Raw genomic sequence first — 11,428 nt, 5'->3', positions numbered from 1 at the left:
ATCAGCGGGCCGGGTTTCCCTGCGGTGTGTTGACGACGGGGTCCAAGAAGCGTCAAGATACAACATCGGTTCTTTAATGTCGGTTCCCCCTGCCACTCTCCCCTCGCGGAGCACAAGGAGTCGCATCACCATGGTCCTTCCACGCGACAACGCCGATCGCAGCCGCTCAGGCCCGATCCGAAACGCCGGTGGAGCCTGCTCGATTTGACCGCCTCGGTGATCAGTTCATCGACGACTTCCTACCTCAACCCCGGATCGAACATCGGCTCCTACGGCCGTTGGGTAGGGACGCTGTCACGGAGGACCTGGTGCAGATCAACCGCAACCGCGGGTTCCGGTGCACGCCGCTGTCGCTGCCTGCACTGGCGGACCTCACCGATGCCCGCATCGCCATCGAAGGCACCGCGCTGCGCCTGTCAGTACAGCGCGGTGGTGTCACGTGGGAGTCTGAGGTGCTCGCAGCCCACCATCGGCTCGCCGAGCAGCCGATGTTCCTACCCTCGGAACCGACGCGACGCAACGAAGAATGGTCCCAGGCCCACCTCGAGTTTCACCACGCACTGATCCGAGCGTGCGACAACGCGCTGCTGCTGAACATCTGCGCGCGGCTTTCCGGCGCCGCCGAGCCGTACCGCGCCTGGTCAGGGGTTGGCCCCCCGCAGCAGCACCGTGACGTCGCCGGCGAGCACCAGGAGTTGGTCGACGCGGCGCTGGCCCACGACGCCGACGAAGCCGTAGCCCGCTTCGAGGCCCACCTCCGTCGAACCCGCCGGATCCTGATGGATACCAGCCTCACGATGCTCGGTGACCCGACGACGGAGCCGACGCCGTGAGCTATCTGGCGACGTCGGAGTGCTGACGTCGACGGGTCTCTCGACGTCGCGTAGTGCTGTACTAAGTGATGGCGCGTAACTTGTTCTGACCGCCGGACCCGGCTGGCACGGCGTCCGCGATTTGCTTGCACCGTCGGGGCCGCGCGGGCAACGCCACTGCCCGCGCGGCCCACATATTCGTCTAGACCATTGACCGGGTGAGAGGCGCCGATCTACTGTCGATCAGTGCTCTCCGGCGATCGTCGGACCGTGAGGCGAGTTCAGCACTCCGATTGCCCCAGTATCCCCGGCCCCATGCGATGGTGCGCGCTGGCGAGGTTGTCGCGTTCCGCCTCCGAGTATTCCGTTCGGAGCACCTCACCTCGGACAAAGGAGTCCTCGATGCAAACTCGAAGAAAGCTGACCGCGATCATCGCCGCGCTCGCGGCGGTGGCGTCCACAGCCCTGTGGGGCGGCGCCACGCCCGCCTCCGCCGCCGGGCCCGCCCTTCTGCCTCTGTCGCTCACCAACAGCTCCGGCCGCGCCGACGCGGTCTACCTGTACGTGCTCGGCGTCAACCTGAGCACCGGCCGGCTCGGCTACGTCAACGCTGGCGGCGCCTTCACCCCGTGGAGTGGAGGCGGGAATCCCCCCACCCCGGCGCCCGACGTCTCCATTGCCGGCCCCGGCAACGGCGGCACCACGACGATCCAGGTGCCCCGCGGCATCTCCGGGCGCGTCTACTTCTCCCTCGGCCGGCGCCTGAACTTCTTCCTCACCCCGGACGGCCTGGTCCAACCGGCGCCTTGGGCCGGTGGCGACTCGAACCGTGACACCCTCTTCGACTGGAGCGAGTTCACCTACAATGACGCGGGCCTGTGGCTGAACAGCTCCCAGGTGGACATGTTCGCCATCCCGCACACCGTGAGCGTCACGACCGGCTCCGGCGCCGTGAGGTCGACCGGCACCCCGGTCGCGGGCGGCCGGGACAACGTCATCAACGGCATCAAGGCCCAGTCCGGCTGGGGCGGTTCGGTCTACACCCGCTCGGACGGCACGGTCCTGCGCGTGCTGGCGCCGGGCAAGGCGGCCGACGCGGGCCAGCTCAGCCCCACCTACCTCGACCCGTACATCACCTCCGCCTGGAACGCCTACTCCGGCAAGACGCTGACCGTCGTGCCGTTCGGGGACCAGCCGAACACCAAGTACTTCGGCCGGACGTCGGGCAACGTCATGAACTTCACCAATGGCGCCGGGCAGCAGGTGGCGTCGTTCGCCAAGCCGAGCTCGGCCAACGTCTGGGGTTGTGACGGCGCGCTGGCCGCCCCGAATGATCAGGTCGTCGGCCCGATCTCCCGCACCCTGTGCGCCGCGCTCAACCGCGGCACCCTGGGCACGATCGACACCCAGCCGAGCACCAACGCCGGTGACTTCTACAAGAACAGCCCGACCAACCAGTACGCGAAGCTGATCCATGCGAACATGGCCGACGGCAAGGCCTACGCGTTCGCCTTCGATGACGTCGGCAACTTCGAGTCCCTGGTCAACGACGGCAGCCCCCGGGCCGCGGGCATCACGCTGAACAGCTTCACCGGCGGGGGCGGCACAACTCCGCCGCCGGCCTCGGGGAACCGGGTCATCAGCGACTGGAACGGCAAGTGCATCGACGTGCCGAGCCAGAACTTCGCCGACGGCGTCCCGCTGCAGACCTACGGCTGCAACAACACGATCGCCCAGGACTGGACGTTCACCGGCGGGACGCTGCGCACGCAGAACGACAAGTGCATGGACGTCGCCTGGGGCTCCACAGCGAATGGGGCGGTCATCCAGATCGCCACGTGCAGTGGCAACCCGGCCCAGCAGTTCGTCTTGTCCGCCGCCGGTGACCTCGTCAACCCGCAGGCCAATAAGTGCGTCGACATCAAGGACTGGAACGGTAACGACGGCGCCGCTCTGCAGCTGTGGGACTGCGCCGGCAGCGCCAACCAGAAGTGGCACCAAGGCTGAACCCGAGCTGGACCGGTGCGGTCACCCGACACCACACCGGTCCAGCTGGCCCAACAGCCCTGGCTCGGCCGGTTCGGATCGCCCCGACCGGTGGGTGGATGGGGCACCCCACCGCCTGAACGCAGGGAGGTGCCTCCTCGCCCGGGCGCGGCCGAAATTGCTGTCGGCATGACCGGCCAAGCCCCGTGACACCACCCGCCGAAATGCGTTACGAGCACGACTGGACACAGTCGACCGAACGGCCCGAACCCGACGAGCGGCATCCTGGAGTTTCGGCCGGATCCTCAGTCGCCGGCCAGGGCGCCGCGAAGTAGAGGCAGCAGGCGGTCCCAATGAAGCTGCAGGGCGGCGGGGTCGAAGGCGTCGGTGTCGGACATCGTGAAGCCGTGCACGGTACCGGGGTAGATCTCGGAGGTGTAGTCGACACCCGCGGCGTCCAGGGTCTGGTTGAGCTCGCCGAGGGCCGCTGGTGTCAGGTCGGTTTCGGCGTGGCCGAAGTGGACCTGGGCCGTGAGCCGGTGCAAATTGTCGGACCCGGCGGCGCCCACTGGGTCGTGGAAGCCGGCGAGGGCGGCCACCCGGCCGGGATGGGCTGCGGCGGTGCGCGTCGCCAGGAGGCCGCCGATGCAGTAGCCGGTCACCGCGACCGGTCCGGCGCCGACCTCGGGCCGGGTGGGGAGGAACCGGAGGTAGGCGTCGGCGTCCCGCAGGACGCGTTCGGTGGTGTGCGCCTCGATCAAGGGCGTCAGCTGGGCGAAAACCGCGGGCCGGGCTTCTTCCCCGATGTGCTCGGGAAGGTCGATCACCGGCGCCGGGCCGTTCCGGCAGAAGAGGTTGGGAACGAGCACGTAGAACCCGTGCGCGGCCAGTTCGTGGGCCATCTCCGCAGCGCGGGACGGATGCCGAACCCATCCGCGTACATCAGCACCCCCGGGTGCTGCCCGCCGTGGCCGGGGAAGGCGGCGAAGGCGTCGGCCTCGCCGTCCGCGGTGGGGATCCGCAGTGTCTTGGTGAGCATGGAGTCTCCTGTCGTGGTCGATGTGTCAAGCCCGTGATCGACACGACGGAGGCGGAGCCCGCGCGACAGCGCGGGATCCTCGAACGAACAGCGGGCCCCTGCCGGCCCACGCGGCGCTCAGAAGAGCACCGGGTCACCAATCCTTGTGTGGCGCAATGCCGTCCCGGTATTCATCGCTGGAAGCGTAGCGGTCGGATGTCAGGGATGTTGCCCGGCTTTCAGAGGGCGACGGTTGCAGGACCGTGGAACTCCGCTGCGGAAACGGGTTCCGGCACGCCGAGTTCGGCCGCGACCGCGGCGATCCCGGTGGCCCCGGCGGCGAGATCGGCTTGGCCGTCGGTGGTGAAGTACGGTGCGATGAACCTGTCGTAGTGGGTGCGGGCCTCGCTGTCGGTGTACCCACCGAGGAACGTCCGCAGGTGCCGCACCGTGGTGCCGGGATCGTCGCGGATCACCTGGAGGGCGCGGCGATGGGCGTGCACCGCGGGGTCGTCCGGCGAGACGTACGTGGGGTCGACGGCCACGCCCACGGTGGGGATCCGGAAGTGGTCGCCGACCCAGGCCAGCACTCGCCAGCCGTGTTCGGCGGCGACCGCTTCCGGGGCCATGGTGCTGCCGACGTAGGCGGCGTCGATCTCACCGGACCGCAAGCGGCGTAGATCCATGCTGTAGTCACCGGACTGTCGCACGACGCACCGGACGTCCCGGTCCGGGTCGAGACCGGCCTGGCGCAACACGATCCGGCGAAGCAGCCCGGCGGGGCGTGCACGGCCAGGCGCTTGCCGGCCAGGTCGGCCAGGGAGGTGCCGGACCGGGCGAGGAACCAGAACAGTGGACGGTCGGTGTTGACGGTGAGCGCGGCCCACGGGGTGCCGTCGGTCAGCCGCAACACCAGCGCGCGGCCGAGCCCGATGGTCGCGCCGTGGCGCAGCCGCTCGATGTCCCAGGCGCAGCCGTCGTGCAGCGCGACGCGCGCGTTCTCCTCGGCGTAGAAGCTCTCCTGGTCGGCGATGAAGGCGACGAGTTCCTCGTGCAGGCCTCGTCCGACGTAGGCCAAATCGATGGTGGGCATGGGGCGTCCTCCCTCAGTACATCGCCAGGCCGCCGTTGACCGCGGCGGTGGTGCCGGTCATGAAGGCGTTGTCCTCGCCGGCGTAGAAGGCGACCACCTGGGCCACGTCGGCCGGGACGGCCAGCCGGCCCAGCGGGGTGGCGGCCACCTGCCGGCGCTTCTGCTCGTCGTCGAGCACGTGGGAGATCTTGGTTTCGGCCACCGGGCCGGGTTCGACGACGTTGACGGTGATGCCCTGGGGCCCGAGTTCCTGAGCGAGGTAGCGGGCGAACTGGGTGAGCGCGGCCTTGGCCGCGTCCAGCGCGATCATGCCCGCGCGCGGCTGGCGGCTCAGGTCGGTGCCGAGGTAGATCAGCCGGCCCCAGCGCTGCTCGGTCATGGCGGGCAGCACGGCCTTGGTGACCACGAACGACCTCATTCGGGTGAAGTCACGTCCTTGCCGGGGAGAGCAGCCGTCGCCGAGGCATCGATCCCCGCGCAGATCTCGGCGAGCGTCACCGCCGAGACGGCTGGGATGGCTTCGATCTGGGCTTTCGAGGCGGCAGCGTCGCGGACGCCTCGGTCATGCAGCCATTCCTGGCGGCGACCAACGCCACCGCGCACCCCGTCGCGAGGCTCTTCACGACCTTCAGGAGTACACCGATCTGCTCGGGCGGTTCAGGCGGCGTCGGCGGTCCACTTCTGGTTCGGGCCACCGTTGCAGTCCCACAGGACGAGCTGGGTGCCGTCGACGGCGGAGGAGGCCGGGTCGTCAAGGCATCGGCCTGACGCGGGGTTGCGGTAGCCGCCGTTGTAGGGCTGCCACTGCTGGTTGGAGCCTCCGTGGCAGTCCCAGATCGCCACCGGGGTTCCGTTCGCGGTGCCGTATCCGGTGGCGTCGAGGCACTTGCCCAAGGCCTGTATGGTTCCGTCGGGGAAGTTGCTCCAGAGCTGGGCGGTGGTGGCGTTGCAGCCCCAGATCTGCGCGGTGGTGCCGTTGGCGCTGCTGCCGCCGTTGACGTCCAGGCATTTCCCCGCGATGTCTGACCGCACCGGGCGGCCGGACGTGCCCGGCGGCTGGATCCATCCGGCGCTGTCGGCCGCCTGGATACCGGCGTTGAACGCGTCGGCCATCTTGCGGTAGCCGTTGTCGTTGGGGTGCAACGCATCGGCCAGGTCGGCAGAGGTCAGCGCGCTCATGTCGACGTAGCGGACGTGCCGGCCCGCGGCCTGTTCCTGTTGGACGATGCCGGGGATGGCGGCGTTGAAGGGCCCGCGCAGAGGTTCTTCGGTGGAGCTGGTGGAGACGACCAGCGAGCCGACCAGGACGGTCGCGTCGGGGGCGTCGCGGGTGATCTGGTCGATCAGGGCGTGCAGCCGGTCCGGCGCCGTGGGCACCTGGTACTGCTGCCCGAGGTCGTTGGTGCCGATCTCCAGGGTGACGACGTTGGGCCGGTACCGGGCGAGGGTGTAGTCGGCGATGCCGGCGATCTGGTCGATGCGCCAGCCGGAGTGGCCTTCGTTGTCGGGATCGGCCATGGTGCCGTTGCGGCCGCTGCCGACCATGTCGACAGCGTGCCCTTCGGCTCGCAACCGGTCGAAGAGGAACGCCCGGTAGCCGCTGCCCGTGCTGCTGCCGATTCCCCAGGTGATCGAGTCCCCCGGGGGCAGCACCCGCAGTGTGGCTGCTGCTGCCGCGGCGGCGGCAGGTCTGCTCGCCGCATCGGCCGTCGCCGGCAGGGCGGCGGCGCACGCGAGTGCCGTGATCGTGACGCAGGCGGCTTTGAACCCGTTCATCTTCCATCCTCGTGCTCGCGGTGGGCGGGAAATTCCTCCGGCGGACAGTCCCCATTGCTGGTCGGTGGCTCCGGTGCAGCTCCAGATCTCCACCTGGGTGCCCCAGGTGGTGGACCACGCGGGTATCACGGCGGGAACGGCGCTGCGCCGTTCCCGCCGTGGCGGGGCGAACGTGGTCGCTAGCTACGCGACCACTTCTGGTTGGCCGCCCCGTTGCACGTCCAGATGACGAACGGGGTGCCGTTGGCGGTGCCGTGGCCGGTCACGTCCAGGCACTTGCCGGATCCGACGTTGACGACCGCGCCACTGGCCTGGACGCGCCACTGCTGGGTGGCGGCTCCGGTGCAGTCGTAGATCTGGACCGTGGTCCCGTCGGCGGTGCCGCCGCCGGCGGTCTCGAGACACTTGGTGTCGAACACCTTGAGCTGGTTGGTCGTGGTCGACGTCCAGGCCTGGTTGTTGCCGTTGTTGCAGTCCCACAGCGCCGGAATGGTGCCGTTGGCCTGGTTCGCCGCGGGGACGTCGGCGCACTTGCCCGACTCCTGGGCTTTGAGGATGCCGGGGGTGTCGGCGCGGGCCCACTTCTGGTTCGCGCCGCCGTTGCAACCCCACAGAACCAGAGCCGTCCCGTTGACCGTGCCGTGCCCGGTCGCGTCGAGGCACTTGCCCGACCCGGTGTTGACGACCGAGCCGTCGGCGTTGACCATCCACTGCTGGGCAGCAGTGTTGGTGCAGTCGTAGATCTGGACCGGCGTTCCGTCGGCGGTGCCGCCGCGAGCGTCGAGGCACTTGGTGCCGTAGACCGTCAGCTGCTTGACGGGTGTCGCGGTCCAGCTCTGGTTGGCGCCGCCGGTGCAGTCCCAGAGCGCGACGGCGGTGCCGTTGGCCTGGCTCGCCGCAGGAACGTCGGCGCACAGCCCCGACTCCTGACCCTTGAGGATGCCGCCGAAGTTGCCGCCGGCGGTCGGGGCGACGCTGAAGTTGTCGAACAGATTCGTCTGGTAGCCGACAACCCCGACGCCGACGAGCCCGGTAGTGAACGCCGTGTCGGTGACGGTGCCGAGCGTGGCACCGTCGAGGCTGGCGGTGATCCGGTTGCCGCTGAAGCCGAGCTTGACGTTGTGCCAGGTGTTGAGGCCCAGCGCCGCGTGAGAGCCGGAGGCGAGGGTGGTGAGGACACCGCCGCTGCTGTTCTTCGCGATGGACCACGCGCCGGTGTCGGCGATCCGCAGCTGGTAGGCGGCCTGGTGGCTCTGCGGCCGGTTCTGGGTGTTGGCCCGGCCGAGCAGGGTGACGGCGCCGGCCTGCTGCATGTCGACATCGGTGCTGACGGTGTAGTTGCTCCACTGTGGATCGCCGACGAGGGTGAAGGCGTCGCTGTCGTCCTGCCAGTTGATCGGCCGGACGGGGGCGACCTGCTGCAGGCACTGCCCTCCGCGCCCGGCCGCGCACGGGCGGACCTCGAACGAGCCCTGCATGTCGGAGAAGTACTTCGCGGCGCTGCGGGAGCTGTAGCCGTCGAAGTTGTCCGAGTAGGGCAGACCCAGGTTTCCGGCCGGGGGACTGGTCGCGGTGCCCTTGCCCTGGCCGGTGGTCGTGGTGACCGTGTAGATCCGGTTCGGCTGCAGGGTCAGGGAATACGTCCCCGAGGCCGGGGTGATGTCGGCCTGCTTCACGAAGTAGTCGGCGGGGTTCGCCGACCCGAGGTCGGTGGACCAGACGTGGACGGTGCCGCTGTTGAGCCCGCCCGATGCGGTGACGTTCACGGTTTGGGCGGCCGTGGCGCTGGTGGTTTCGTAGATCGTCGAGTAGTCGGTGCCGTTGGTGGATTTCAGGGAGATGTAGCTGCCGTTGGCCCGGTTGCCGCCGAGGTATCCGCTGGCCGAGCCGGTGAGGAACTTCCAGCCGGGCTGGGTGAACTGGGCCACCTGCGCGTTGGCCCACAGGTTCTTCCCGAGCTGGTAGGCGCCGGACCACGGCGTGTTCGCGGTCGCCAGCCCGACGGTGTTGTAGGGCAGGTTCGAGTACAGCGCGGCGATGAGCGGCCAGTTCATGAAGCCGGTCATTTGGCCGTCGAGGTAGCCGCGGGTGATGGTGCGGATGTAGGCGGCCGAGCCGGTGTTGAAGTCCTGGGAGCCGAATTCGCTGGCCCACAGCGGTTTGCCGGTGGCGACGGCGTTCGCGGTCGAGGAGCAGTTGGTCGCGTCGGAGAGGTAGCCGCACGGGTAGTGCGAGCCGACGACGCCGACCGCGTTGTTGAAGGCGGGATCGGCGAGCATGTCGTCGGCGGTGTTCCAGCCGCTGTCGTCGCCGACGATCTGCACGGAACCGTAGCCGCGGGAGTTCAGTGTCGCGCGCAGGTTCTTGTACCAGGTCTTGTCGTGGCCGCGTTCGTTCCAGCCGCCGAGGTAGCTGATGGTCAGGCCGTGCTGCTTGGCGCAGTCGAGCCAGGAGATGTCGTAGTCGATCATGTCCTGGGACCAGAAGTTCCCGCCGCCGATCCAGCCCGGCGCGGCCCAGGGCAGCGCCACCAGCTTGATACCGGGATTGCGGGCGACGGCCTGTTCACCGAGCCAGAATTCGTAGCCGGCGTTGCAGTTGATGTCACCACGCACGTGCTGGTGGCTCGGTTCGGAGCCGTCGGTGGAGTTCGCGTCCCCGCCGATCTCCAGTTTCAGCAGCTGCACGGCGGCGCCGTAGCCGGGTTTGAACAGGTAGTCGAGGATCTGTGCTCGTTGGGCGGGTGGGTAGTCGATCAGCAGGCGGGAGTTGCCGCCGCCGCCGCTGATTGCGCCGACGCCGTCGAAGGTGCGGCCGGTGCTGCCGCCGTTGACGGCGATCGTGGTGGCCGCCCCGGCGGGCGCGGCGGTCACCACCAGGGTCGCGGTGGCGAGCAGGGCGGACAGGAGCAGAAAGCGGAGCCGGCGGAGCGTGGAGCCGCGGCGTTGCGGACGCATGGAAGATCTCCTTCGGGACTTCATCGGGGAGGGGCCGGAAGGATGCTCAGGACGACGGCAGGGTCCACTGACGGTTGGCGCCGCCGGACCGACTGGGCCAACGACCCGTTGCAGGTCGGGATCGGGGTCCGGTTGCCATTGCGCCTCCAAGATCGAAAGGCCGCAGTTCCGGACAACGACGCGGTGAGATGAGTCGGATGTCCCTTAGGGCCAGCGGTAAAGAGTCCATCGGATGCACCCGGCTTCTGCGCCGGTGGTGCACGGGCGTTCCGACGGCTGGTACGACCGGCGTTGTCGAACGTCCGTGATAAACAGCACAGTACGGCGCTGCCGGAAAGTCAAGATCGTGCCGTAATGCTGTCCTGTCATTGGTCTCATTTACGGATGCAACAGGCTGCGGCAGTCGTCGCTTCGTCGCCTGACTCGGGGCTTCCCTGAGTCTGGACGCCCTGGTCCGAGCGAACGTGGTCTCCCGGTGGCACCGACTTGGCTGACCAGGCCTGGTTTGGGCGCGTGGTGATACACCCTGCGAATGCAGCCCTCGACACAGTGGATGGGTGAACCACGCCAAAGGCGCTGTTGCGCGAATAAATGTAGCAATCCGCGACTATCGAATTACGCGTTGCGGCGAAGAGGATGCGAGTCGCATTCGGGCCGACCAGAAAAAGCTCGGTCAGTGGTTATCGAAAGAGGTGGCCGCGAGTCAGCGGCGATCACGCTCCGGTGATCGTAGTGAAATATTCATGCCGCCGAATCGGCAGGCTTGAGGATCGAGCGAATCCGCTGTGAACAGCCCTGGGAGCACTGGCCCGGCCCGGGTTGGCTCCGTCGATGGTGGAGCCGGAACGGTCTGCCGACGGTCATCGGGGCCATGTCGTCTCCGAGGCGCGCTCATCAGTGAACTCGAAACAGCAGTATGAGGTAGGGGTCGCCGTAGCACAAGAGTCTGGAACGTCTACGTTCCATATTGTGGCCGTCCGCGCCGCGGGCAGGCGCTAAGGTTGGCCTTCGGTTCGGCGTGAGGACGGGCACATGGGCGAGCGCGCGGGGAAGGCTGAGCGCGGCGAGACCTACGCCGGGCAGTCACGACAGGAGCGCACCGCCGACCGGCGCAGCCGGATCACGGAGGCGGCACTGGAACTGTTCGCTTCGCGAAGCTATGACGACGTGACGGTGGCCGAAGTCTGCGCGAAGGCGAAGGTGGCGAAACGCTACTTCTACGAGCACTTCGCCGACCGCGCGGACCTGCTGATCACCGTCCACCGGGAACAGAACGACTGGCTGCTGGCCGGTGTCTCCGCTGCGGCTCCGGCACGATCCGACGACCTCGACCAGCTGCTGCGGCCGATGATGCAAGCCCTGGTCACCCTGCTGCACGACCACCCGAGGCGAGCTCGGGTCATCTACATCAACGCGCCGCGCATGGAACTGCGACGGCGCGGACTGCTGCGCGAGGACGCCGAAGTCTTCGGACGCCTGATCCGCCGCGCGGTAGGCCGGCAACGCGACCGGATCCGGTTCGAACGGACCCTGCTGGCACTCGTCGCGGGCGTGAGCGAAGTCGTCATCGACTGGCTGGGCCGCGGCATGACCGACTCCCCGGATGAGCTGGCCGAACACCTCACCCAGCTCGCCCGCTCTCTGCTGGCTCCGCTCGCCTAGGAGCTGTCCTGTAAGTCATCGGAGCCAGAGCACGATGGCGGCGATGGTCAGTTCGGCCTGGTAGTAGGCGGCGCGTTTGGCGTAGCGGGTGGCCAGGTCACGGAATTGCTTGAGCCGGTTGAAG

Annotated in this window: 9 protein-coding genes; 4 read left to right on the top strand and 5 right to left on the bottom strand. The window is 68.4% G+C overall.

Annotation, left to right across the window (positions count from 1 at the left end):
- Positions 1–308: 308 nt before the first annotated feature.
- On the top strand, positions 309–833 hold the full coding sequence (locus ACLJOU_RS41225) for a GntR family transcriptional regulator (protein WP_410574718.1): 525 nt from the start codon (positions 309–311) through the stop codon (positions 831–833).
- A gap of 381 nt (positions 834–1,214) precedes the next feature.
- Positions 1,215–2,819 carry a beta-1,3-glucanase family protein gene (locus ACLJOU_RS41220; protein ID WP_410574717.1) on the top strand — a complete coding sequence of 535 codons (1,605 nt, stop codon included), beginning with the start codon at positions 1,215–1,217 and terminating at the stop codon, positions 2,817–2,819.
- Positions 2,820–3,103: 284 nt separating this feature from the next.
- Here ACLJOU_RS41220 and ACLJOU_RS41215 read toward each other — a convergent pair whose 3' ends face one another.
- The gene (locus tag ACLJOU_RS41215; protein WP_410574716.1) at positions 3,104–3,700 is read right to left on the bottom strand and encodes a dienelactone hydrolase family protein; all 597 of its coding nucleotides are present in this window, start codon (positions 3,698–3,700) and stop codon (positions 3,104–3,106) included.
- Between the two features lie 355 nt (positions 3,701–4,055).
- Positions 4,056–4,502, bottom strand: a complete 447-nt coding sequence (locus tag ACLJOU_RS41210) for a hypothetical protein (RefSeq protein WP_410574715.1) — start codon at positions 4,500–4,502, stop codon at positions 4,056–4,058.
- A gap of 186 nt (positions 4,503–4,688) precedes the next feature.
- Between ACLJOU_RS41210 and ACLJOU_RS41205 the strand changes: the two genes are divergently transcribed.
- Positions 4,689–4,829 carry a hypothetical protein gene (locus ACLJOU_RS41205; RefSeq protein WP_410574714.1) on the top strand — a complete coding sequence of 47 codons (141 nt, stop codon included), beginning with the start codon at positions 4,689–4,691 and terminating at the stop codon, positions 4,827–4,829.
- A 93-nt stretch (positions 4,830–4,922) separates the two neighbouring features.
- Here ACLJOU_RS41205 and ACLJOU_RS41200 read toward each other — a convergent pair whose 3' ends face one another.
- The 3 genes from ACLJOU_RS41200 to ACLJOU_RS41190 all read right to left on the bottom strand — a co-directional run bounded on the left by ACLJOU_RS41200 (position 4,923) and on the right by ACLJOU_RS41190 (position 9,642).
- Positions 4,923–5,327, bottom strand: a complete 405-nt coding sequence (locus ACLJOU_RS41200) for an SDR family oxidoreductase (protein WP_410574713.1) — start codon at positions 5,325–5,327, stop codon at positions 4,923–4,925.
- Between the two features lie 239 nt (positions 5,328–5,566).
- Entirely contained in the window at positions 5,567–6,685 is a 1,119-nt protein-coding gene (locus ACLJOU_RS41195) for a ricin-type beta-trefoil lectin domain protein (RefSeq protein ID WP_410574712.1), read from the bottom strand.
- Positions 6,686–6,864: 179 nt separating this feature from the next.
- Entirely contained in the window at positions 6,865–9,642 is a 2,778-nt protein-coding gene (locus tag ACLJOU_RS41190) for a ricin-type beta-trefoil lectin domain protein (protein WP_410574711.1), read from the bottom strand.
- A 1,032-nt stretch (positions 9,643–10,674) separates the two neighbouring features.
- Between ACLJOU_RS41190 and ACLJOU_RS41185 the strand changes: the two genes are divergently transcribed.
- Positions 10,675–11,304: a TetR/AcrR family transcriptional regulator gene (locus tag ACLJOU_RS41185; RefSeq protein ID WP_410574710.1), complete on the top strand. Its 630-nt coding sequence runs from the start codon at positions 10,675–10,677 to the stop codon at positions 11,302–11,304.
- Positions 11,305–11,428 lie beyond the last annotated feature (124 nt).

The organism is Amycolatopsis sp. cmx-4-61 (assembly GCF_046548775.1).
GTDB lineage: Bacteria > Actinomycetota > Actinomycetes > Mycobacteriales > Pseudonocardiaceae > Amycolatopsis.
This window is presented reverse-complemented; position numbering and strand designations above follow the sequence as displayed.